The sequence below is a fragment of the Microbacterium aerolatum genome (assembly GCF_007988825.1).
Lineage (GTDB): Bacteria > Actinomycetota > Actinomycetes > Actinomycetales > Microbacteriaceae > Microbacterium > Microbacterium aerolatum.
Map to the genome: position 1 here is coordinate 314488 of NZ_BJUW01000001.1, position 21764 is coordinate 336251.

A 21764-nucleotide genomic window follows, 5' to 3' on the forward strand; every position below is an offset into this window, starting at 1 on the left:
CTCTTCGTTCACCACGCCGATCACGTCGGCACATCCCCTTCTTCAGACAACCGAAAGCTAACGGTGGAAACCGCAGTCCTCATTGTCGTGCTGGTGATTCTGCTGGCGCTCTTCTTCGATTTCACCAACGGGTTCCACGACACCGCAAACGCGATGGCGACTCCGATCGCCACGGGTGCGCTCAAGCCCAAGACCGCGGTTCTGCTCGCGGCGGCGCTGAACCTGATCGGTGCGTTCCTCTCCACAGAGGTCTCCAAGACCGTCTCCCACGGCATCATCAACGAGAGCGCGATCCTCGAATCCGGCGCCGAATTGTTCCTGTCCGTGATCTTCGCCGGACTCATCGGCGCGATCACCTGGAACATGCTCACCTGGCTGCTCGGCCTGCCCTCCAGCTCCTCGCATGCGCTGTTCGGCGGCCTGATCGGCGCGACGCTCGTCGGCGTGGGGCTCGGCGGCATCGACTTCGGCATGGTCCTGTCCAAGATCGTGCTGCCGGCGCTGATCGCTCCGCTCACGGCGGGCATCATCGCGTTCGTCGCGACCAAGCTCGCGTATTCGATCACCAGGCGATACGACAACAAGCCCGACGGACGAGACGGCTTCCGCTGGGGACAGATCTTCACGTCTTCCCTCGTCGCCCTCGCTCACGGCACCAACGACGCTCAGAAGACCATGGGCGTCATCACCCTCGCCCTGATCACCATCGGGTGGCAGAGTTCCGATCACGCCGACCCCTACCTCTGGGTGATCATCGCCTGTGCTGTCACGATCGCGCTGGGCACCTATCTCGGCGGCTGGCGGATCATCCGCACGCTCGGCAAGGGGCTCACGGATGTGAAGCCCGCCCAGGGATTCTCCGCGGAGAGCTCGACCGCGGCCACGATCCTCGCCTCGAGCGCGCTCGGCTTCGCGCTGTCCACCACCCAGGTGGCCTCCGGATCGGTGATCGGCTCCGGTCTCGGCCGCCGCGGATCCACGGTGCGGTGGCGCACAGCAGGACGGATCGCGATCGGCTGGCTGCTGACACTTCCGGCCGCGGGTGGCGTCGGCGCGCTGGCCGCACTCCTGGTCGTGTGGCTCGGCGGCTGGGGCGTGGCGATCGACGCAGCCCTCGCCCTGGCCATCATCGTCGGGCTCTATCTCCGCTCGCGCAAGAACGCCGTCACCTCCGAGAACGCGATGAGCGACGTCGCCGAGTCCGGCCACGCGGTCGAGCTTCCCGAGACGCCCCCGCCGACGCGCCGTCAGACGCGCATCGAACTCCTCCGTGCTCTCGATCGTGCTGAGCGCAAGGCCGAGGAGGCCGAGAAAGCGGGCCGCAGGGCGCGCAAGCTCAAGAAGAACGGTGGATCCGAGGCCGAGGTCAAGGCGGCACGCAAGGCCGCAGAGCGCGCCAACCAGAAGCTTGCCGAGGCGCAGAAGGCCGCGCGAGAGTGGGAGACGCTGAGCGCCGGCCGTCGCGGGCGCGCGGAACTCGCCGAATGGGATGTGTCCGACGAAGAGGCCGCGCAGCGGGAGGCGAAGCGATGAGTGTCACGATCGATTGGCTGGCCTTTCTGCAGGTGTTCGCTGCCGCGTTGATCGGTGCGGCCGCCGTTGTCACGTTCTACGCCGTCGGACTCCGCCTGCTGGTGCGCTCCGGCAGGTCGCCTGTGGTGTCGCCGGCGGCGTTCACGGACGCCATCACCGTGATCACCGAGAAGCAGGCCAGACGCGCCGCGAAGCAGGCTGCGAAGGCTGCGAGGAAGAGCCCGCTCAGCGAGGCGCAGAAGCGTGTCGCACTCGTGGGCGCCTACGCCTGCTTCGTGCTCTGCGCGATGGCCGTGATCGCCGGCATCCTGATCATCGTCGTCGGGCACTGACATCGCCACATCCTGGGAGGCGCGTCACGAAGGCGGCATAGGATGGAGACATCCCCCGTTCATCGATCCGCCACCACCCACAAGGAAGTGACATGGCTTCTGCCGCGCCCGCATCGACCCGCACCGAGACCGACTCGCTCGGGAGCATGGAGATTCCCGCCGACGCATATTGGGGCATCCACACCGCCCGCGCCGACGCGAACTTCCCGATCTCGAAGCGTCCGATCTCGGTCTATCCGGATCTGATCCGAGGGCTCGCGATGGTCAAGCAGGCCAGCGCACGCGCGAACAAGCAGATCGGCGTCCTCGACGCGATGCGCGCCGACCTGATCGACGCCGCAGCGCAGCGCGTCATCGACGGCGAGTTCCACGACCAGTTCACCGTCGGCGTCATCCAGGGCGGCGCAGGCACCTCGACGAACATGAACGCGAACGAGGTCATCACCAACGTCGCGCTCGAGATGGCCGGCCGGGAGAAGGGCGACTACGCGTTTCTGTCGCCGATCGACCACACGAACCGCAGCCAGTCCACGAACGACGTCTACCCGACGGCGATCAAGATCGGCCTCTCGCTGAATCTCCGCTCGCTGCTCGACGAGCTGGACCTGCTGCGCCGCTCGTTCCTCGGCAAGGCGGTCGAATTCCACGATGTGCTCAAGGTCGGCCGCACCCAGCTGCAGGATGCCGTGCCGATGACCCTCGGTCAGGAGTTCCACGGTTTCGCGACCACTCTCGGCGAGGATCACTCGCGTCTCACCGAGAACGCTTCGCTCATGTTCGAGATCAACATGGGTGCGACCGCGATCGGCACCGGCATCACCACGCACGTCGACTACTCCCGCGCCGTCCTCAAGCACTTGCGCGAGATCTCCGGACTCGACCTCGAGACCGCGACCGACCTGGTCGAATCGACCAGCGACACCGGTGCGTTCATGTCGTTCTCGTCGTCGCTCAAGCGCAACGCCATCAAGCTGTCGAAGATCTGCAACGATCTGCGTCTGCTCTCCTCAGGACCGCAGGCGGGGCTCGGCGAGATCAACCTGCCCGCGAAGCAGGCGGGGTCGAGCATCATGCCCGGCAAGGTGAACCCGGTCATCCCAGAGGTCGTGAACCAGGTGGCGTTCTCGGTCGTCGGCGCCGACACGACGGTGACGATGGCCGTCGAGGCGGGGCAGTTGCAGCTGAACGCCTTCGAGCCGGTCATCGCGCACTCGATCTTCCAGTCGATCACCTGGATGCGGCAGGCGATGTGGACCCTGCGCGTCAACTGCGTCGACGGCATCACCGCGAACGAGGATCGCCTCGGCGCCATGGTCGGTGCATCCGTCGGCGTCATCACGGCGCTGACCCCGTTCATCGGCTACGCGGCTGCCGCGGCGCTCGCGAAGACCGCGCTGCTGACCAACCGCAACGTCGCCGACCTCGTGGTGGAGGCCGAGCTGATGTCGCGTGAAGAGGTCACCAAGCAGCTCTCGCCGGCGCGTCTTTCCGGCCTCGAGGCCGTGACCTCCGCGATCAACGTGATCCCGCCGGAGGACATGATCCAGATCTGACGTCCCGTACGCGAGATGCCGAGTGGCCCAGGACCTCATCGGTCCTGGGCCACTCAAGTTCCAGGGGTGTCAGCCGTGGATGCGGCAGTGCGTGGTGAGTTCACCGATGCCGTCGATGCCGACCGTCACGGTGGAGTGATCGCGCAGGAAGATCTGCGGGTCGCGCGAGTATCCGGCGCCGCCGGGGCTACCGGTCGAGATCAACGTGCCGGGCTGCAGCGTGATCGACTGCGAGAGGTGCGCGATGAGCGTGGCCACGGAGCGGACCATCTGCCCGGTGCTGGCATCCTGAACGGTGTGCCCGTCGATGACGGTCCAGATGTGCAGGTCCTGCGGATCGGCGACCTCGTCGGCCGTGACAGCGAACGGGCCGGTCGGGGTGAAGCCGTCGAAGGACTTGCAGCGCGACCACTGCGCCTCGGCGAACTGGATGTCGCGTGCGGTGATGTCGTTGACGACGGTGTATCCCCACACGTGATCGAGCGCCTGCTCGGCAGGGACATCCTTCGCGGGCCGGCCGATGAGCACACCGAGTTCGGCCTCGTAGTCGACGGACTCGCTGAGGGTGCGCGGCCATTCGGTGGTCGTGTCGTGCCCGGTGAGCGAGTTCGGCCAGAGGGTGAACACGGTCGGCGCGGTGTCGGTCTTCAGGCCCAGCTCACTGGAATGGGCGGCGTAGTTCAGCCCGACGGCGAGGATGACGGGTGGGTCCAGCACCGCGGACGCGAACGCAAACCCGTCGATCGGATGCCGCGGGGACGTGCCCTCGGCGAGTGCCGCGCGCAGCGCCCGGAGAGTGTCATCCCCGCCCTCGATGACCTCCTGGAGAGTTGCCGGAGCGGGCGAGAGCAGGTCGGACACGAGGATCGCGGCGGAGCCTTCGACGACAGCGAGCTGGATGTCGGCGGAGTCGGAGCCGCGCAGATGGGCGAAACGCATGCTTCTACGCTACCGGTCGCGGATCCGCGTCGGCTTAGGTGGTGACCTCTAGGATTTGGCTATGACTTTCGGAGGACCGGGCGCTTCGCCGGCGTACGAATCGGCCCTGGCGCAGCCGACCGTCTACACACCGCCCGCGCCGGCGGTCACCGCCCCGGGCCCGGCGCTTCCCGCGCTCCCGGTTCCCGCCAGGCGCGGTCGCACGGTGTCGATCTGGCTGTTCGGCGTCCTCGGGTTCGTTCTGCTCGCGCTGATCGGCTACTTCGTGTTCGCGCTGGGCGCAGTGGCATCCGGAATCGGGCTCGTCCTCGCCGTGATCCCGCTGGCGATCGTCTTCTTCGGGGTGTATCTGATCGACCGATGGGAGCCGGAGCCCAAGACCATGATCGCCTTCGCGATCGCCTGGGGAGCCATCGCCGCGGTCGGCATCACCCTCCTCGTCGACCTCGCGATCACCGTGGCGATCGGGCTGCGCACCGAGGTCCTCAGCAGCGTGATCCAGGCCCCGATCATCGAGGAGATCGCGAAGGGGCTCGGGGTCTACGTCATCTTCCTGATCGGGCGGCGCGCCTTCGACGGTCCTGTGGACGGCATCGTCTACGGAGCGCTGATCGGCGGCGGGTTCGCGTTCACGGAGAACATCCAGTACTTCGCCATCAGCGTGATCGAGGGCGGCGGAACCCAGTTGACGGCGACCTTCGTGATGCGCGGACTGCTCTCACCCTTCGCGCACGCCATGTTCACGGCCCTGACCGGATTCGCGATGGGCCTCGCGGCGCGGCGGCACGCATCGAAGCGCGCCGTGCTCGGCACGGGCTGCGTCGGACTGGCAGCGGCCATGCTGCTGCACGGATTCTGGAACGGCTCGGCGATCTTCGCCGACTTCTTCGCCCTTTACATCACCCTGCAGGTGCCGCTGTTCATCGGCTTCATCCTGGGGATCGTCGCGCTGCGGCGCGAGGAGGCGCGCGTCACGCGCGAGCGGCTGGGGGAGTACTCGGCGGCCGGCTGGTTCACGCCGGAAGAGGTGATGATGCTCGCGACCCCGGCGGGACGGAAGGTCGGGATGCAGTGGGCGTCGACGCTGCAGGGCGACCGGCGTCCACTCATGAAGCAGTTCATCCGCGACGCCACCTCCCTCGCCGCCGTCCGGCAGCGCGCGATCACCGGACGCGACCCGCTCGCCGCGGACGACGAGCGTGCACTTCTCACCCGCACCCGCGCCACGAGGGCCGCGCTGCTGGCGTACTGACGGGCCGAGCTCTTGACATGGCGCGCGACCGGGTGCACCCTGGTTTCAGATCAACTCAGCGCCCGGGAGACTCGCAGGCATCGCCGCAGCACCGGGCGCTGAGTCTTGCTACGCGAGGGCTCAATGCGGCGAAGCCGCGTTGAGCCCTCGTCGTAGCAAGGTTGAGCGAGCGCAGCGAGTCGAAACCTCCGAAGTGTTCGCTGTGGGCTGGTGGTGTCGCATTGACCGAGCCTCGAGCCTCCGGTTGTATGGATCCATGACTGATCGCACAAAGCCCGAGTTCGACGCCCCTACCGGCCCTGCTCCTGCAGAGCTCGCCATCCGAGACATCATCGAGGGCGACGGCGCCGAGGCGAAGCCCGGCGACACCGTGACCGTGCACTATGCAGGCGTCGAGTACGACTCCGGCGAGGAGTTCGACTCCTCCTGGGGCCGCGGCGAGACCATCCAGTTCCCGCTGCGCGGCCTGATCCAGGGCTGGCAGGAGGGCATCCCCGGCATGAAGGTCGGCGGTCGTCGTGAACTCGTCATCCCGCCGCACCTGGCGTACGGTCCTGCCGGCGCCGGTCACTTCCTCTCCGGGAAGACCCTCATCTTCATCATCGATCTGGTGGCCGTCGGCTGATCCGATCGACTGTATGGCAGACCCCCGGCTCCTGTGAGGAACGGGGGTCTGCCATTTTTTCGGGCGATCTCGGAATATATGCGAACGCATACGAGTTATCCCCGTGTGAATGCCGCAGATGCGGCCGCTCTGAACTTGAGGAGAACCCCGCATGACAACGATCGACATCCCCGGCTACCGTTCGGGCACCTGGACCCTCGACCCCGCACACAGCGAGGTGACCTTCAGTGTCCGCCACATGATGATCTCGAAGGTGCGCGGCACGTTCGGTATGAAGAGCGCCACCCTGGTCGCACCCGAGAACCCGCTCGAGGCCCAGGTGCAGGCATCGGTCGACGTCACCTCGATCGACACGAAGGACGAGGGCCGCGACGGCCACCTCCGTTCGGCAGACTTCTTCGACACCGAGACCTTCCCGACCATGGAGTTCGTCTCCACCGGGGCCCGCGTCCAGGACGGCGACTTCTTCGTCGACGGCGACCTGACCATCCGCGGCGTCACCAAGCCGGTCAGCTTCGAGTTCGAGTTCGGCGGCTTCGGCCAGGACCCGTACGGCAACTACAAGGCCGGCGCTTCGGCGTCCACCACGATCAACCGCGAGGAGTTCGGCCTGACCTGGAACGCCGCCCTCGAGACCGGCGGAGTGCTCGTCGGCAAGGACGTCACGATCACGCTCGACCTCCAGGGCTCGCTCCAGCAGGACTGAGTCCGCTCTTCGGGGAACCCCGTGTCCGTCAGGGCGCGGGGTTCTCTGCGTCGTAGTCGCGGAACCGCGGCGTGAGCCGCACGAGCAGCGCCACCAGCACGATGACGATGAACCCGCCGAGCAGCGGCGGGAACCACAGCGCCGTGAGGGTCGCCAGTGTTCCGGCGTACAGGGCTCCGAGGCGCGGGCCGCCGGTCACGACGATCACGAAGATGCCCTGCAGACGGCCCCGGATGCTGTCCGGCACGGACGACTGCATCATGGTGCTGCGGTAGATCGAGCTGATGTTGTCGGCGGCACCGGAGGCGGCCAGGGCGATGCACGCCGCGATGATGAGGCTCAGATTGACCGCGGTCTCGCTGGCCGGCGGCATCCAGACCCCGATCAGCAGCACGACGCCGAACGCGAGGATGGATGCGCCGTACGCCTGGATCGCGCGCTGGATGCCGCGACCGTGCCAGCGATAGCGCACGACGCGACCGGAGAACAGGCTCGACAGGAACGTGCCGGCGGCGACCGCAGCGGTCAGCGCTCCGGTCGTCACGGCCCCGCCGCCGAGGAGCACGGTGCCCAGCGCCGGATACAGCGCGACGGGCTGTCCGAACGTCATGGCGATGATGTCGAGGATGTACTGCATCCGGATGTTGCCCGCGCGCTTGAGGAACTGCCAGCCGTCCACGAGGGATTCCAGTCCTGGGCGGACGATCGTCCCCTCCGGGCGCAGCGACGGCAGCGTCCACAGCCCCATGAACATCGCGAGCATCAGGATGACGTCGATCGTGTAGGTCCAGCCGTAGCCGGTGGTGGCCACCAGGACGCCGGCGAGGGCTGGGCCGACCATGACCATCACGCCGATCGTGATGCCGTTCAGTGCGGATGCCGAGGCGAGGAGTTCGCGGGGGAGCAGACGCGGGATGATGGCGCTGCGGGTGGCCAGGCTCACCGAGCTCGCGGCGGCGTTGATGACGCTGAGGACGTAGAGCCACCAGATCGTCTCCAGGTGCGACCAGGTGAGAACGGCGAGCAGCAACGTCGACGCGAAGGTGAAGACGGCGGCGGTGAGCCCGACGATGCGGCGATCGAACGCGTCGGCCAGCATCCCGCCGTAGAGACCGGCGAAGATCATCGGGACGAGGCCGGCTACGGCCACCATCGAGACCGCGAATGTGCTGCCGGTGAGCTCGAACACGTGCAGCATGATCGTGACGAGGGTGAGCTGGCCGCCGAGTCCGCCGAGGGTGGATCCGACCCACAGCCGGGTGAACGCTGCGCTGGCACGGAAGGGTCGCAGATCGATCAGCGCGCTGTTCACTCGTCGAGGCTATCGGCTCTGTGCAGTGTCCCTGCCGCCCGCGGCGGGCTGGTAGACTCTACAGGTTGCCGTTTGATCGGCCGCGGATAAAGAGAGCCCACGCATCAGGCGTCGGGCGCCGCGCAATGAGTGAGAGGGGATCGAATCTATGGCACTGGAAGCAGACGTCAAGAAGGCGATCATCGAAGAGTACGCGACGCACCCCGGTGACACCGGATCCCCCGAGGTGCAGGCCGCAATGCTGACGCAGCGCATCAAGGACCTCACCGAGCACCTCAAGGAGCACAAGCACGACCACCACTCGCGTCGTGGCCTGTTCCTGCTCGTCGGTCAGCGCCGTCGTCTGCTCGGCTACCTCCAGGGTGTGGACATCGAGCGCTACCGCTCGCTGATCCAGCGCCTCGGACTCCGTCGATAACGACCAGCGTTCAATCGCGCAAAACTTCTTGGAAGGCCTCCCCACGGTGTGGGGAGGCCTTCGTCGTTCCCGCTCACCCCGGGTAGACGACAGTGTCGCCGTCGACGACGGCCCCTCCGGTCAGCTCCGCCGGAGTCAGGCGGTCGTTGTCCATCACGTGGATCACCTCTTCACCGCGTGCGAGCAGGTGATCCGCGATGATCCGCCGGTGGCATCGCCACCAGACGGCTTCTGAGCACATCACCGTCGTGCGGAGCCCTCCGCCGAGGCCGATCAGCTCATCGAGACCCGACCGGAAGTCGGGGGAGAGCGCGTGGTCCGCGTAGTTGTGAAAACTGCGGTTCTGCCAGAACGCGTTCGTCTCGAACGGGATATCCTTCGACACCGGACGGCGGCCGGTCAGTTCAGGGATGCGCGTGAACGCGATTCCGACGGCTTCGAGCGAATCACGCAGAGCATCCTCGTCGAACTGAGGATTGCGACGGGACCCCGGTAGCCGGCGCACGTCGACGACGCGCTCGATCTCTGCCGCTCGCAGGAGCGACAGGAACTCGTCGATCGAACGATCGGAGTGCCCGATGGTGAAGATGGTGATCACGATGCTCAGCAGTCTGCCATCGGGCTCCGATCGTCGAAACCTCACTCAGCTCGCGCGGTTGCCGTCCGGGATCGTGATCGGCGTGGTCTTGCCGGATTCTCCCTTGTTGAGGAACGCCATGGCGATGCCCTTGATGAGCTTGTCGAACAGCTTCGTCGACACCGGCGCGATCGGCAGCAAGCCCTCGCGGAACTTGATGTACAGCGGCCAGCCGTTCTTGATCGTCGCGGCTGAGATGTAATCGCGCTTCAGGCCCAGCCAGTCGCCGATGTCATGGCCGAGCTGGTAGCGCACGAACTCGTTGAGGAATCCGCGAGTGACGCCGAGGTCGATCTGCGCGGTGAGGCCGAGCAGCACCTCGGCCAGTTCCTTGCCCTCCATCGTCGGCGACAGGATCGGGGTGAGCACCTGGTCCGACTGCGCATGCGCATCGGCCCACGTCGCGGGGATGTACTGATCGTGCACGCCGAGCAGGTGCAGCGCGACCTGCCAGTGGTGCAGGAATGCATCCTCCTCAGCTGCCGACATCTTGATGCCCCACTCCTTCATCTTCTTGTGGGCGAAGGTCCCGGTGCTGTGGAAGGTGACGAGGATGTCCATGTTGCTGATCGGGATGGTCTCGGTACAGATCGCGGCGACGGTTGAAGTCGGCCGCGAGGCGGAGCTTGTTCATGTCGGCCCATGCCGGCAGCTGGGTGGACTGCTGCAGGAACGAGGTCAGCTCCGCGGGCAGTCCCGCCGGCAGAGGATCGTTGTTGTTCACCCAGTTGCCGATCGCCGTGTTCACGGCGGCACCTGACCGCTCGTGACGACGTTCGCCATGATGCGGTCGAGATCGTCGTCCCACACCCATGACGGATCGGTACCGTCGCCGGTGCCGAGCATCGAGCGGGATGGCGACCACGACCACGCGGCGGTGGGGGCGACGACACCGGCGAACCCGAGCGCGGCTCCCAGTGTGAGGACGGTACGGCGAGTCATTTCTGGCATGAAGACACCTGTTTCCGAGATCGTGAGCCCGAACCTCGGCATCCACTTCGATGCCGCGTCCTTGCGCGAGAACCCGCGGGGCCCAATGTGATTGCTCGTTAACATATGGGCAAAAAAGAACGGCCACAACCCCTGTCGGATAAGAGGTTCTGGCCGTTCGTCTAGCGGAACAAGTTAACCGCTGTTCACCTTCGTCTAGGCTGTCGGCGCCGCGAGCAGGTCGGCGTGGTGGATCTCGGAGACGTCCGGATGGGCGCGCAGCCGCGACTTCAGGGCGTTCTCTCCGTACAGGCTGTGGATCGGGTTACTCGGGTCTCCGGAGACGCCGGTCGCCTCGGCGCGGAGGTGCTCGGGGAGTTCGATCAGCGGCAGCTTCGCGTCGAGCGCGGGGGCGAAGAAGAACGGCACCGAGATGCGGTCCTCTGGCGCCTTCGGCGAGATCACCCGGTGGTTGGTCGCCTTGAGGTAGCCGCCCGTGGCGTACTCGAGCATCTCGCCGATGTTCACGATGAACGCGTCATCGACGGGTGGAGCATCCACCCAGGCGCCGTCTCGCTCGACCTGCAGGCCGCCCTTGCCGGGTTCCACCCACAGCAGGGTGAGCACGCCGGAGTCCTTGTGCGCGCCGACGCCCTGCTGTGGTTCTGGTGCGTCCGTGCCGGGGTAGCGCACGATCTTGAGCAGGCTCGCCGGGTCGCCGAAATCGGCGTCGAAGTGCGTCGACTCTGCGCCGAGCGCCTCGGCCCAGCTGCGCAGCAGGCGCCGGGAGATGCCCGTCAGGTGCTCGCGCCACGACTCGGCCACCTCGCGCAGCTCGGGCTGAGCGGCGGGCCACAGGTTCGGGCCGATCAGGCGGTTGAATGCCGGGCCGCCCTCTACCGGCTCGCGCTCCGGGCCGATGTCGATCTGCTCCCGCCAGTCGACCTTGCCCTGCGTCAGCTCGCCGCCGATGCGGGTGTAGCCGCGGAAGTGCGGACTGTGCACGTTCTCGATGGCCAGCTTCTCCTCATCCGGCAGTGCGAAGAAGTCGCGCGCGGCCCGCTGCAGGCGACGGAACAGCTCGGGCTCGATGCCCGTGCCGACGAGGTAGAAGAAGCCGACATCGTGCGCGGCAGCGGCCAGGTCGTCGCGGAACTGCGCGGCGGCCTCCGGCCCCTGGTCGAGCCGGGACAGGTCGAGGACGGGGAGGTTCAGATCAGCCATGTCCTGAGCGTACGGCGAGATTCCACGGCGGCAGTCGAGTGTTTCGAAGATTTACCGTCGGTAGCCTGGAACCATGCCTCGACTGTGGATTTCGCTTCGTCTGTTACTGCCCGCGGTCTGGATCGGCCTGATCGTCGGCCTGAGTTTCATCGAGACGCCGCTGAAGTTCCTCGCACCGGGCATCACGACACCGCTCGGCCTGGGCATCGGACGCCTCGTGTTCATCTCGCTGTCGATCGCCGGCTGGATCATCCTGGTGGCACTCACGCTCATCGGACAGGCGCGTCCGCGCGAGACCAAGAGCGGCTGGCTGCTGATCGGCGCGATGTGGCTGATCATGGCGGTCGAGTCGTTCCTGATCCGACCTGCGCTCGCTGCGCGCAGCGACGTCATCATCGCCGGGGGAGATCCGGGCGAGTCCTGGTTGCACTACGGCTACATCGCCGCCGAGCTCCTGCTGCTGGCGGTCCTGGTCTGGTACGTCGCGCACGCATCGCGCAGCATCCGCATCGGTCAGCCGGCCGCCTGACGCACGGTCAGCGCTCGCGCGGGCGCCGTGACCCCGTCGGGTCGTCGCGCCGCGGACCCTCCGTGAGCCTGGCATCCGAGAACAACCACCGCGCGCGCGGCTCGACGAGCGGTCGGAACACCCAGCGCACCGGCTTCGTGGCCAGCGCCAGCGCGATCACGACCGACAGCAGGATGACGGTCGGCAGCCAGATCCAGGTCGGCTCCGCATTGCGCAGGATGCCGGATTCGCGGAACGGGTACAGCACGAACGAGTGCAGCAGGTAGACGTACATCGTGTACTGGCCGAACTTCGTCCACCAGTGCGTGCCCCGCGGGATAAGGATGAAGAAGGCGACGCTGAGCAGCAGTCCGATCACGATGAGCAGCAGGCGGATGCCGCCGGACCACCACGCCTGCGCGCCGAGGGCGGCGTAGGAGTCGTTGTAGAAGAACCAGGTGTTCAGATCGACGCTCTTCCAGACGCCTATCCAGTTCCACGCGATGAACCCGTTGACCGCGAAGACGAGCACCGCGAGGGCGCGCAGCCACCACGGGCGGAAGTCGATCAGCCGCAGCCGGTTCACGAGATCGTGCTCGCGGACCCACCAGCCCAGCACGAAGAACGGCAGGAACCCGAGGGTGCGCGACAGCGAGAACGTGCTATCGACGTTCGGCAGGTATCCCGCGCCGACGGAGATGAGCAGCGCCCACAGCAGCGGCCAGCGCAGCAGCGCCAGGTACGGCAGCACCAGGCGGAAGATCCCGAGAGCGAGCAGGAACCACAGCGTCCAGGACGGCTGTGTCAGGTTCGGATTCGCCTCGCCCTCGAACGCCCACTTCGTCAGGGTCCAGAGCAGCTCGAAGATGATGTACGGAACGAGGATGTCGGTGATCACCCGTGCCATCTGCTTCTTGTTCGGCGGGGCTGACTTCGAGAAATACCCGGCGATGATCGCGAACGCCGGCATGTGGAAGGCGTAGAACGACAGGTACAGCGCCATCGCGATGTCGGAGTCGTAAGTCAGGCGCTGGATCGCGTGGCCGAGGACGACCAGGACGATACAGGCGTAGCGCGCGTTATCCCAGAAGGGGACCCGCCTGCGCGGTCGTGCGACCGGGCCTGTCAGAACGTCGGCCGGGGTCTGCGGGGTACTGCTCATCATTGAAGGCTACCGTCCGGGAATAAAGTTGAACGGGTGGCGTTCTACCAGATACATTCAGTTGCATAGATACGGATGCCACCGCATCCGCCTCGAGAACCCGGAGCACCAATATGAGCGACCAGGCCGAAACCTCAGGCATCCAGTTCGGACTCTTCACTGTCAGCGACGTCACCCAGAACCCCCTCACGGGTGAGACGCCCAGCGAACGGCAGAAGATCAAGGACGCGATCACGATCGCGAAGCACGCCGAAGAGGTCGGCCTCGACGTCTACGCCGTCGGCGAGCACCACAACCCGCCGTTCTGGTCCTCGTCGCCGACCACGACCCTCGCCGCCATCGCCGCGCAGACCGAGCGCATCATCCTCTCGACCTCGACGACGCTCATCACCACGAATGACCCGGTGAAGATCGCCGAGGACTTCGCCATGTTGCAGCACATCTCGGACGGCCGCACCGACCTCATGCTCGGCCGCGGCAACACCGGGCCCGTGTACCCGTGGTTCGGACAGGACATCCGACAGGGCCTGCCGCTCGCGATCGAGAACTATGCGCTGCTGCGCAAGCTCTGGGATGAGGACGTCGTCGACTGGGAGGGCAAGTTCCGCACGCCCCTGCAGGGGTTCACCTCGACCCCGCGTCCGCTGGACGGTGTGGCTCCATTCGTGTGGCACGGCTCGATCCGCACCCCGGAGATCGCCGAGCAGGCCGCGTACTACGGAGACGGCTTCTTCGCGAACAACATCTTCTGGCCCAAGGAGCACTACCAGCGCCTGATCGAGCTGTACCGCCAGCGCTTCGCGCACTATGGCCACGGCACGCCCGAGCAGGCCATCGTCGGCATCGGCGGCCAGGTGTTCATGCGCGCCAAGTCGCAGGATGCCGTGAACGAGTTCCGTCCGTACTTCGACAACGCGCCCGTCTACGGCCACGGCCCGAGCATGGAGGACTTCACCGAGATGACGCCTCTGACGGTCGGCTCGCCGCAGCAGGTCATCGACCGCTACGCCGCGATGCGCGACACCTTCGGCGACTACCAGCGTCAGCTGTTCCTCATCGATCACGCCGGGCTTCCGCTGAAGGTCGTGCTCGAGCAGCTCGACATCCTCGGCGGCGAGGTCGTGCCCGCCCTGCGCCGCGAACTGGCGAAGAACCGTCCGGCGAGCGTTCCGGATGCTCCGACCCACGCCGCGCGCGTCAAGGCCGTATACGGAGACGGACCCTCCCGCCAAGCGCGGCCCGGTGTGAACCGCGGCGACAACCTCACCGCCGGTTCCCCGTACCAGGACACTCCGGCGCCCGCGGGTGCCGCGTTCGGCCTCGGCCGGAAGGAGGCGTGACCATGTCGGAGCGACGCATCGCCGTAATCTCCGCCGGGCTCTCGAACCCGTCGTCGACCAGGATGCTGGCAGACAAGCTGGCGGCCGAGACCGTGAAGGAGCTCGCGGAGCGGGACATCCAGGCGACCGTCGACGTGATCGAGCTGCGTGACCTCGCACACGACATCACCAACAACCTGCTCACCGGCTTCGCGCCGGCGGAGCTGGAGTCGGCGCTCAACACCGTCTACTCGGCCGACGCCCTGATCGCGGTCACCCCGATCTTCTCGACGAGCTACTCCGGGCTGTTCAAGTCGTTCATCGACGTGCTCGACCCCGACGGGCTCACCGGCAAGCCGGTCCTCATCGGTGCGAACGCCGGAACCGCACGGCACTCGCTGGCGATCGACTACGCGATCCGCCCGTTGTTCGCATATCTGCACGCTGAGGCTGTCTCGACGGGCGTGTTCGCGGCATCCGCGGACTGGGGCGGGACGGGCGACGAGGTCGCTCCGCTCAGCAAGCGCGTCGAGAAGGGGGCGCGCGAACTCGCAGAGGCCGTCGCTCGCAAGGACGCCGTCACCTCGAGCGACCCCTTCGACCCGGCCAACTACCTGGGTGAAGGCCGGTCCTTCGGTCATCTGCTGGGCGGTCTCGCCGGCGAGTGATACGCACCGAGCACGAAGGCGCCGAGCCCGCATGGGCCGGCGCCTTCTGGTCGGTCAACCGCTCTTGCGTCGGAACTCGCGCCGCGTCTGCGGGGCGTTCACCGCGTGAACGGCGGAGTCGCCGTCCATGTGCGACTCACCGTCGCGATGGTGAGCGTTCTTCTTCTCGAGCGCTTCCTTGAACTTGCGCTTCATGTCGTCCGAGGGGGACGCTGCGCCTTCTTCGGTGCTCATGCGGTCAGCCTAGTCGCGCCCGGCGGATGGCGGAAAGGTCGTGGGCCTCCGGCTGCGTCGACGGATCAGCAGGTCGATGACGGCTCCGATCACGACGGCCACGACCACCGACACCACGATCGCCACCACCGGGCCGCCCGGCAGGATCACGGCGAACAGGGCGCCGACGGCGGCCTGGTAGGTCGCCCAGCCGGCCGCGGCGAGCACGACCAGGCCGGTGTAGCGAGGGATCGGGATGCGGGTGGCGCCTGCGACGAGGTTGACGGCGAGTCGGGCGAACGGGATGAATCGTGCGGTGAACAACACGACCGCCGTGCCCGACTGCAGGCGGTCGTGCGCCCAACGGCGCGCCCGCCGCACGCGCTGCGCACGCATCCATCGCCAGCGCTCGACGCCCGCCCAGCGACCGATCGCATAGCAGAGCATGTCGCCCGAGGCGGCTGCTGCGGTGGCGCAGACGATCACGGCCCACAGCGGGGGAGCGCCGGATGAGATCGACAGGGCACCGAGTGCGGTGACGGCGATCTCGCCGGGGACGATCACGAAGAATGCGTCGCCGACGACGAGGGCCGTCATGACGACCAGAGCCCATGGTCCGTCGACCGCGTCGAGGAGTGCGTCGGGAATCACTCCTTCACGTTGTGCTCCGTAGGTGAACGGAAACCGAATCGGGGACAGCCGGTGAAGGAAAGTCGTGCAACGGGTGAACTCTCGGTTCCAGGGCCGGTTGAGGCTCAGCGGGGTCGTGATCGCGGGGCATCCTGACATCGTGAGAGTCGCGATCGTGACCGAGTCCTTCCTGCCGCACATGAACGGCGTCACCGGATCTGTGCTGCAGATCATGCGCCACCTCGAGCGCACCGGTCACGACGCTCACGTGATCGCACCGGATGCCGTCGGCATCCCGACCTCGATGCACGGCGCGTCCATCGAGCCGGTGAAGAGCCTGGCGCTTCCCGGCTACCGCAACGTGCGCGTCGGCACGGCCACGACTGGCCGCATCGCGGAGTCGCTGTCGAGGTTCTGCCCCGACGTCGTGCATCTCGCATCCCCGTTCGCGCTGGGCTGGCGCGGCGTGCTCGCTGCCGCTCGCCTGGACCTTCCCGCCGTGGCGGCGTACCAGACGGACGTCGCCGCCTATGCCGAGCGGTACCGCGTCGCAGCCACCACGAACTTCGCTCAGAACCACATCCTGCGCCTGCACCGGCGTGCCACTCTCACTCTCGCGCCGTCCTCGGAGTCCACCCAGCAGCTACGTGCGCTCGGGGTGGACCGGCTCCGTCGATGGGGTCGTGGGGTCGATGCGGAGCGCTTCCACCCCGGCGCCCGCGTCGAGCAGTGGCAGCGTCGCTCGTTGGATGAGGTCGTGGTCGGCTACGTCGGGCGCCTCGCCGCCGAGAAGCAGGTCGAGGATCTTCGTGTGCTGCACGGGGTTCCCGGCGTCCGTCTCGTGGTCGTCGGCGACGGTCCGGCGCGTCCGCGGCTGACGGCCCTCATGCCGGATGCCGTGTTCCTCGGACACCTCGACGGGCACGAGCTCGCCACGGCGATGGCATCCTTCGATGTCTTCGTGCATCCGGGGGAGAGTGAGACGTTCGGGCAGACGCTCCAGGAGGCGCATGCCAGCGGAGTCCCGATCGTGGCGACCGGCCGCGGCGGCCCGCTGGATCTGATCCGGATGGGCGTCGACGGCTGGCTGTATCGGCCAGGGGACCTGGCGGACCTGCGCATGCGCGTCATGGATCTCGCCGGCGACGGACGTAAGCGTCGCGCGTTCGGCGCGGCGGGGCGCACTGCGGTCGAGGGGCGCAGTTGGCAGGCCGTCTGCGATCAGCTGCTCGGCCACTTCGAAGAGGCGCGCGAGCTTCAGCGGGTGGATCGCGCACTGCGTGCCCGACGCGTGCTCCGGCCGGAACCCTCACAGGTCGGCACTGCCAGGCGGTGGCAGCGTGTCGTCGCCCTCGGCGACTCGCTCACGGAGGGGCTCTGCGACCCCGCGCCGGACGGGACACTGCGCGGTTGGGCGGACCGGCTCGCCCTGCTGCTCTCGGCTGGTGGCGGCATCCACTATGCGAACCTCGCCGTCCGGTCGCGTCGCGTGCGGGACGTGCGCGGCGAGCAACTCGCACGCGCCAGGCAGCTGCGGCCCGACCTGGTGTCGATCCTGATCGGCGCGAACGATCTCGTGAGGTCGCACGCAGACGTGCCCGCGCTCGCCGCGGAGGTCGAGGAGGTCGTTCGGGTACTGCGCGATGACGGCGCAGACGTGCTGCTGGTGACGCCGTTCCTGCCCGATCGCAGGGCAGCGGGGCTGTTCGCAGCTCGGTTCTCGGCGTTCGCCGTCCATCTCGCCGGTATCGCCGAGCGGCACGGCGCGATCTTCCTCGACACCGACCTGCATCCCGCGCTGGCGTCGCGGCCGAACTGGGGCGAAGACCTCGTGCACCTCGGCAGCAGGGGGCACCGCTTCCTCGCGTACCGTGCCGGCGAGCTGCTCGGAGTACCGCACGCTGAGACGCTCGGCGCGCTCGATCAGGTGCTGCACGATGTGGATGCCACCACCAAGGCCCGCTGGTGGCGCGAGCACGCCCTTCCCTGGGTGTGGCGTCGGATGCGCGGTCGAGTCGCAGGCGACGGCCGAGTCGCCAAGCACGATGGCTACGTCTACATCGGCCGCTCGTCCAGCATGCGCGGTGTCGAAGTCGGCTGAGACCGCGGAAGTGCACGCCCGCGCTGATAAGCTGAAACTGGATTGCTGTGCGCAGTCCGCGTGCGCGAATGCGCACGGGTACGTATGATCTCGGTCGTCACACGGACGGACGAGTCTAAACAAAGAAGGAGAGACCTCTTGGAAGGTCCTGAAATCACTGCCGCCGAGGCCGTTCTCGACAACGGCCGCTTCGGCACCCGCACTGTCCGCTTCGAAACCGGTCGCCTCGCTCAGCAGGCGCAGGGTTCGGTTGCGGCCTACCTCGACGGAGAGACGATGATCCTCTCCGCGACCAGCGCAGGCAAGCACCCGCGCGAAGGCTTCGACTTCTTCCCGCTGACCGTCGACGTCGAAGAGCGTTCGTACGCAGCAGGAAAGATCCCCGGATCGTTCTTCCGTCGTGAGGGTCGTCCCTCGACCGAGGCGATCCTGGTCTGCCGTCTGATCGACCGTCCGCTGCGCCCGTCGTTCGTCGACGGCCTGCGCAACGAGGTCCAGATCGTCATCACGGTCCTCTCGATCGCTCCCGGCGAGTACTACGACGCTCTGGCGATCAACGCGGCATCCGCGTCGACGCAGATCTCGGGTCTGCCGTTCTCCGGCCCCATCGCCGGTGTGCGCCTCGCGCTCATCCCCGGCCAGGGCGAGAACGCCGACCAGTGGGTCGCGTTCCCGAACGAGGCTCAGGTCTCCGAGGCCGTGTTCGACCTGATGGTCGCCGGCCGCGTGGTCAAGAAGGCCGACGGCACCGAAGACGTCGCGATCATGATGGTCGAGGCCGAGGCCACCGAGAACAGCTGGAACCTCATCAAGGGCGGCGCAGTCAAGCCGAGCGAGGACATCGTCGCCGGTGGCCTCGAGGCCGCCAAGCCGTTCCTGAAGCAGCTCGTCGAGGCGCAGGCCGAGATGGCTGCGCACTCGTCGAAGGAGCCGGGCGTCTACCCGGTCTTCCCCGCGTACGAGCAGGCCACGTACGACTTCATCGCAGCCTCCGCGACGGCCGACCTCGAGAAGGTCTACCAGATCGCAGACAAGCAGGAGCGTCAGAGCGCCGACGACGAGGTCAAGGACCGCGTCAAGGCCGAGGTGGCTGCGGCCGTCGAGGCCGGCACGCTGCCCGAGTCCGCAGCCGGCGAGGTGTCCGGTGCCTACAAGTCCGTCACGAAGAACATCGTCCGCGGTCGCATCCTCTCCGAGGGTGTTCGCATGGACGGTCGCGGCCTGGCCGACATCCGTCCGCTCGACGCAGAGGTGCAGGTCATCCCGCGCGTGCACGGCTCGGCGATCTTCCAGCGCGGCGAGACCCAGATCATGGGCGTCACCACGCTGAACATGCTGAAGATGGAGCAGCAGATCGACTCGCTGTCGCCCACGACAAGCAAGCGCTACATGCACCACTACAACTTCCCGCCCTACTCGACCGGTGAGACCGGCCGCGTGGGTTCGCCGAAGCGTCGCGAGATCGGGCACGGCTTCCTCGCCGAGCGCGCCCTCGTGCCGGTGCTGCCCAGCCGCGAGGAGTTCCCCTACGCGATCCGTCAGGTGTCCGAGGCTCTCGGCTCCAACGGCTCGACCTCGATGGGCTCCGTCTGCGCGTCGACCCTGTCGCTGCTGAACGCCGGTGTGCCGCTGCGCGCAGCCGTCGCCGGCATCGCGATGGGCCTGGTCTCCGACCAGGTCGACGGTGAGACCCGCTACGCGGCGCTGACCGACATCCTCGGTGCGGAAGACGCGCTGGGCGACATGGACTTCAAGGTCGCAGGCACCAGCGAGTTCATCACCGCGATCCAGCTCGACACGAAGCTCGACGGCATCCCGTCCGACGTGCTCGCCGGAGCGCTGACCCAGGCCAAGGACGCACGTCTGACGATCCTGAACGTCCTGAACTCGGCGATCGACGCTCCTGACGAGATGGCGCCCACCGCGCCGCGCGTCATCAGCGTGCAGATCCCGGTCGACAAGATCGGTGAGCTGATCGGCCCGAAGGGCAAGACGATCAACGCGATCCAGGACGAGACCGGCGCGCAGATCTCCATCGAGGAGGACGGCACCGTCTACATCGGCGCGACCGACGGCCCCTCGGCCGAGGCTGCCCGTGCCCAGGTGAACGCGATCGCCAACCCCACCAACCCTGAGGTCGGCGAGCAGTTCCTCGGCACCGTCGTGAAGATCGCCTCGTTCGGCGCCTTCATCTCGCTGCTGCCCGGCAAGGACGGCCTGCTGCACGTCACCGAGGTGCGCAAGCTCGCCGGTGGCAAGCGCGTGGAGAACGTCGATGACGTCCTCTCTGTCGGTCAGAAGCTCCTCGTGAAGATCACGAAGATCGACGACCGCGGCAAGCTGTCGCTCGAGCCCGTGCTCGACGACGCTCCTGCCGAAGAGGCCGCGCAGGCGGAGACCACCGAGGCGTAAGCCAAGCAACGTCGGCCCGGATTCTGCTCCGCACGAGCAGGATCCGGGCCTTCGTCGTACCCGCCGTGATCGAAACGTTATGGGAAGTTCACTTCACGTCACCGGCAATGGTCGGCGAGTTCGCGGACGTCGCTTACCCTCGAAGTACGCACCCAGGGTGCGCGCGGGGGGTGGTGAAGGATGCGATTGTTCAGCACAGGAGCAGCTGATCAGCCCGCCCACGCCCAAGAAGGGGCCGAGCACCCGTCGGCACCGATTCCTGTCGTCGGCCCAGGCGTGGGGGAGCACATCCGGGTCCCGCTCGGCGAGACGGGGTTCTCCAGCTTCCCGCTGATGCTGGGCGCCGCAGAGTTCGGCTGGAACGTCGATCTCGAGACCAGCCACGCGATCCTCGACCGATACGTCGAGTTCGGCGGCAACGCGATCCACACTGCAGACGGCTTCTCCGGCGGCCGCAGCGAGCACATCATCGGCCAGTGGCTGCGATCGCGCGGACTTCGCGAAGGCACGATCCTCAGTGCACGGATCGGATCGCACGCCGACAACCCGGGCCTCGGCTCGGTCAACCTCGTTCGCGCTGTCGAAGGGTCGCTCAGGCGGCTGGACGTCGAGCGCATCGATGTGCTCTACCTGGATGCCACGCTGGACAGGGCGACCAACCTCGAGGACACACTCGCCACTGTCGAGTGGCTGCGTGACGCCGGCAAGATCGGCGCCGTCGGTGCCTTCGGCTTCGCGCCGGAGCGCCTCGTCGAGGCGCGGATCCTCGCATCCGCCGGCTATCCCCGCATCGAAGTGCTCGACGAGCCGTACAACCTGATCCGGCGTGACCGGTTCGAGGGCGACCTGCGTCTGGTCGCCGGTGCCCAGAACCTGGCGGTCACGCCCTCGCACGCGCTCGAGCACGGATTCCTTTCCGGCCGCCACCGCAGCAAGGCGCTCATGTCCCGCGGCGTGCGCGGCGATCAGCTGCGCGGTCACCTGAACCGTCGAGGCACCCGCATCCTCCGCGCGCTCGACCAGGTCGCCTCAGAGGTCGCCGCACCGGTCGCCGCAGTGGCGATGGCGTGGCTGCTCGCACAGCGCACTGTGGTCGCCCCGATCGTGAACAGCTTCGCCACCCAGCACGTCGACGAGCTCATGCAGGGCGCCGGCGTGTCGCTCTCGCGCGCCCAGGTCCTGGAACTCACCCGCGCCGGAGCCTGAGAACCGAACCCGCGGCTGAATCGGCCGATGATCGGCGCTCGGCGCCTGCAATCCTTGTAGGGTGGAATCGCCCCTGTGAAGGCT

General features: G+C 67.3%; 23 protein-coding genes. 13 read left to right on the forward strand and 10 right to left on the reverse strand.

Annotated elements, in window-relative coordinates:
• Positions 1 to 63: 63 nt before the first annotated feature.
• The 3 genes from MAE01_RS01460 (at position 64) to MAE01_RS01470 (ending at position 3418) form a co-directional block, all read left to right on the forward strand.
• On the forward strand, positions 64 to 1533 hold the full coding sequence (locus MAE01_RS01460; RefSeq protein ID WP_147037772.1) for an inorganic phosphate transporter: 1470 nt from the start codon (positions 64 to 66) through the stop codon (positions 1531 to 1533).
• The gene (locus tag MAE01_RS01465) at positions 1530 to 1865 is read left to right on the forward strand and encodes a peptidase (protein ID WP_147037773.1); all 336 of its coding nucleotides are present in this window, start codon (positions 1530 to 1532) and stop codon (positions 1863 to 1865) included. Before MAE01_RS01460 ends, MAE01_RS01465 begins: the two co-directional genes overlap by 4 nt.
• A gap of 92 nt (positions 1866 to 1957) precedes the next feature.
• A complete protein-coding gene (locus MAE01_RS01470; protein ID WP_147037774.1) occupies positions 1958 to 3418 on the forward strand; it encodes an aspartate ammonia-lyase in 1461 nt (486 codons plus the stop codon).
• Between the two features lie 69 nt (positions 3419 to 3487).
• Here the strand turns inward: MAE01_RS01470 and MAE01_RS01475 are convergent, their stop codons facing one another.
• Positions 3488 to 4357 (reverse strand): fumarylacetoacetate hydrolase family protein, encoded by an 870-nt coding sequence (locus tag MAE01_RS01475; protein ID WP_147037775.1) that lies wholly within the window; start codon positions 4355 to 4357, stop codon positions 3488 to 3490.
• Positions 4358 to 4418: 61 nt separating this feature from the next.
• On the opposite strand from MAE01_RS01475, the gene MAE01_RS01480 reads away from it, so the two are divergent.
• The 3 genes from MAE01_RS01480 to MAE01_RS01490 all read left to right on the forward strand — a co-directional run bounded on the left by MAE01_RS01480 (position 4419) and on the right by MAE01_RS01490 (position 6940).
• The gene (locus MAE01_RS01480; protein ID WP_147037776.1) at positions 4419 to 5609 is read left to right on the forward strand and encodes a PrsW family intramembrane metalloprotease; all 1191 of its coding nucleotides are present in this window, start codon (positions 4419 to 4421) and stop codon (positions 5607 to 5609) included.
• A 256-nt stretch (positions 5610 to 5865) separates the two neighbouring features.
• On the forward strand, positions 5866 to 6234 hold the full coding sequence (locus MAE01_RS01485; RefSeq protein WP_147037777.1) for an FKBP-type peptidyl-prolyl cis-trans isomerase: 369 nt from the start codon (positions 5866 to 5868) through the stop codon (positions 6232 to 6234).
• Positions 6235 to 6385: 151 nt separating this feature from the next.
• The gene (locus tag MAE01_RS01490) at positions 6386 to 6940 is read left to right on the forward strand and encodes a YceI family protein (protein WP_147037778.1); all 555 of its coding nucleotides are present in this window, start codon (positions 6386 to 6388) and stop codon (positions 6938 to 6940) included.
• Positions 6941 to 6968: 28 nt separating this feature from the next.
• Here MAE01_RS01490 and MAE01_RS01495 read toward each other — a convergent pair whose 3' ends face one another.
• Positions 6969 to 8252, reverse strand: coding sequence for an MFS transporter (locus MAE01_RS01495; RefSeq protein ID WP_147037779.1), 1284 nt, complete (start codon positions 8250 to 8252; stop codon positions 6969 to 6971).
• Between the two features lie 148 nt (positions 8253 to 8400).
• Here MAE01_RS01495 and rpsO point away from each other — a divergent pair, with 148 nt between their 5' ends.
• The gene (gene rpsO, locus MAE01_RS01500; protein WP_147037780.1) at positions 8401 to 8670 is read left to right on the forward strand and encodes a 30S ribosomal protein S15; all 270 of its coding nucleotides are present in this window, start codon (positions 8401 to 8403) and stop codon (positions 8668 to 8670) included.
• 73 nt (positions 8671 to 8743) lie between these two features.
• On the opposite strand, the gene MAE01_RS01505 is transcribed toward rpsO, so the two are convergent.
• From MAE01_RS01505 to MAE01_RS01515, 5 genes are all read right to left on the reverse strand, one after another.
• Positions 8744 to 9268, reverse strand: coding sequence for a DUF488 domain-containing protein (locus tag MAE01_RS01505; RefSeq protein WP_229718204.1), 525 nt, complete (start codon positions 9266 to 9268; stop codon positions 8744 to 8746).
• Positions 9269 to 9313: 45 nt separating this feature from the next.
• The gene (locus MAE01_RS16065) at positions 9314 to 9868 is read right to left on the reverse strand and encodes an oxygenase MpaB family protein (RefSeq protein ID WP_222591635.1); all 555 of its coding nucleotides are present in this window, start codon (positions 9866 to 9868) and stop codon (positions 9314 to 9316) included.
• Positions 9783 to 10055 (reverse strand): hypothetical protein, encoded by a 273-nt coding sequence (locus MAE01_RS16070; protein WP_222591636.1) that lies wholly within the window; start codon positions 10053 to 10055, stop codon positions 9783 to 9785. Before MAE01_RS16070 ends, MAE01_RS16065 begins: the two co-directional genes overlap by 86 nt.
• Entirely contained in the window at positions 10052 to 10258 is a 207-nt protein-coding gene (locus tag MAE01_RS16075; RefSeq protein WP_222591637.1) for a DUF1727 domain-containing protein, read from the reverse strand. Before MAE01_RS16075 ends, MAE01_RS16070 begins: the two co-directional genes overlap by 4 nt.
• A 195-nt stretch (positions 10259 to 10453) precedes the next feature.
• Entirely contained in the window at positions 10454 to 11461 is a 1008-nt protein-coding gene (locus MAE01_RS01515) for an isopenicillin N synthase family dioxygenase (RefSeq protein ID WP_147037781.1), read from the reverse strand.
• A 73-nt stretch (positions 11462 to 11534) separates the two neighbouring features.
• Between MAE01_RS01515 and MAE01_RS01520 the strand changes: the two genes are divergently transcribed.
• A complete protein-coding gene (locus tag MAE01_RS01520; protein WP_147037782.1) occupies positions 11535 to 11990 on the forward strand; it encodes a hypothetical protein in 456 nt (151 codons plus the stop codon).
• A 7-nt stretch (positions 11991 to 11997) separates the two neighbouring features.
• On the opposite strand, the gene MAE01_RS01525 is transcribed toward MAE01_RS01520, so the two are convergent.
• A complete protein-coding gene (locus MAE01_RS01525; protein ID WP_147037783.1) occupies positions 11998 to 13131 on the reverse strand; it encodes an acyltransferase family protein in 1134 nt (377 codons plus the stop codon).
• Between the two features lie 113 nt (positions 13132 to 13244).
• Between MAE01_RS01525 and MAE01_RS01530 the strand changes: the two genes are divergently transcribed.
• Both MAE01_RS01530 and MAE01_RS01535 read left to right on the forward strand, forming a co-directional pair.
• Positions 13245 to 14471, forward strand: a complete 1227-nt coding sequence (locus tag MAE01_RS01530; protein ID WP_147037784.1) for an LLM class flavin-dependent oxidoreductase — start codon at positions 13245 to 13247, stop codon at positions 14469 to 14471.
• A 2-nt stretch (positions 14472 to 14473) separates the two neighbouring features.
• On the forward strand, positions 14474 to 15118 hold the full coding sequence (locus MAE01_RS01535; RefSeq protein WP_147037785.1) for an FMN reductase: 645 nt from the start codon (positions 14474 to 14476) through the stop codon (positions 15116 to 15118).
• Between the two features lie 54 nt (positions 15119 to 15172).
• Here the strand turns inward: MAE01_RS01535 and MAE01_RS01540 are convergent, their stop codons facing one another.
• The gene (locus MAE01_RS01540) at positions 15173 to 15352 is read right to left on the reverse strand and encodes a DUF5302 domain-containing protein (protein WP_147037786.1); all 180 of its coding nucleotides are present in this window, start codon (positions 15350 to 15352) and stop codon (positions 15173 to 15175) included.
• A 9-nt stretch (positions 15353 to 15361) separates the two neighbouring features.
• Positions 15362 to 15982, reverse strand: a complete 621-nt coding sequence (locus MAE01_RS01545; protein ID WP_229718203.1) for a DedA family protein — start codon at positions 15980 to 15982, stop codon at positions 15362 to 15364.
• A 139-nt stretch (positions 15983 to 16121) separates the two neighbouring features.
• Here MAE01_RS01545 and MAE01_RS01550 point away from each other — a divergent pair, with 139 nt between their 5' ends.
• The 3 genes from MAE01_RS01550 (at position 16122) to MAE01_RS01560 (ending at position 21680) form a co-directional block, all read left to right on the forward strand.
• The gene (locus tag MAE01_RS01550) at positions 16122 to 18062 is read left to right on the forward strand and encodes a GDSL-type esterase/lipase family protein (protein ID WP_147037788.1); all 1941 of its coding nucleotides are present in this window, start codon (positions 16122 to 16124) and stop codon (positions 18060 to 18062) included.
• A gap of 138 nt (positions 18063 to 18200) precedes the next feature.
• On the forward strand, positions 18201 to 20474 hold the full coding sequence (locus tag MAE01_RS01555; RefSeq protein ID WP_147037789.1) for a polyribonucleotide nucleotidyltransferase: 2274 nt from the start codon (positions 18201 to 18203) through the stop codon (positions 20472 to 20474).
• A gap of 180 nt (positions 20475 to 20654) precedes the next feature.
• Entirely contained in the window at positions 20655 to 21680 is a 1026-nt protein-coding gene (locus tag MAE01_RS01560; protein WP_147037790.1) for an aldo/keto reductase, read from the forward strand.
• The last annotated feature ends 84 nt before the right edge of the window (positions 21681 to 21764 follow it).

Coding starts and splice junctions, on each gene's coding strand:
- MAE01_RS01540 (WP_147037786.1), bottom strand. CDS start 15,352: ATGAGCACCGAAGAAGGCGCAGCGTCCCCCTCGGACGACATGAAGCGC.
- MAE01_RS01485 (WP_147037777.1), top strand. CDS start 5,866: ATGACTGATCGCACAAAGCCCGAGTTCGACGCCCCTACCGGCCCTGCT.
- MAE01_RS01560 (WP_147037790.1), top strand. CDS start 20,655: ATGCGATTGTTCAGCACAGGAGCAGCTGATCAGCCCGCCCACGCCCAA.
- MAE01_RS01470 (WP_147037774.1), top strand. CDS start 1,958: ATGGCTTCTGCCGCGCCCGCATCGACCCGCACCGAGACCGACTCGCTC.
- MAE01_RS01535 (WP_147037785.1), top strand. CDS start 14,474: ATGTCGGAGCGACGCATCGCCGTAATCTCCGCCGGGCTCTCGAACCCG.
- MAE01_RS01525 (WP_147037783.1), bottom strand. CDS start 13,131: ATGAGCAGTACCCCGCAGACCCCGGCCGACGTTCTGACAGGCCCGGTC.
- MAE01_RS01480 (WP_147037776.1), top strand. CDS start 4,419: ATGACTTTCGGAGGACCGGGCGCTTCGCCGGCGTACGAATCGGCCCTG.
- MAE01_RS01465 (WP_147037773.1), top strand. CDS start 1,530: ATGAGTGTCACGATCGATTGGCTGGCCTTTCTGCAGGTGTTCGCTGCC.
- MAE01_RS16075 (WP_222591637.1), bottom strand. CDS start 10,258: ATGCCAGAAATGACTCGCCGTACCGTCCTCACACTGGGAGCCGCGCTC.
- MAE01_RS01530 (WP_147037784.1), top strand. CDS start 13,245: ATGAGCGACCAGGCCGAAACCTCAGGCATCCAGTTCGGACTCTTCACT.
- MAE01_RS01520 (WP_147037782.1), top strand. CDS start 11,535: ATGCCTCGACTGTGGATTTCGCTTCGTCTGTTACTGCCCGCGGTCTGG.
- MAE01_RS01515 (WP_147037781.1), bottom strand. CDS start 11,461: ATGGCTGATCTGAACCTCCCCGTCCTCGACCTGTCCCGGCTCGACCAG.
- MAE01_RS16065 (WP_222591635.1), bottom strand. CDS start 9,868: ATGGACATCCTCGTCACCTTCCACAGCACCGGGACCTTCGCCCACAAG.
- MAE01_RS01475 (WP_147037775.1), bottom strand. CDS start 4,357: ATGCGTTTCGCCCATCTGCGCGGCTCCGACTCCGCCGACATCCAGCTC.
- rpsO (WP_147037780.1), top strand. CDS start 8,401: ATGGCACTGGAAGCAGACGTCAAGAAGGCGATCATCGAAGAGTACGCG.
- MAE01_RS01490 (WP_147037778.1), top strand. CDS start 6,386: ATGACAACGATCGACATCCCCGGCTACCGTTCGGGCACCTGGACCCTC.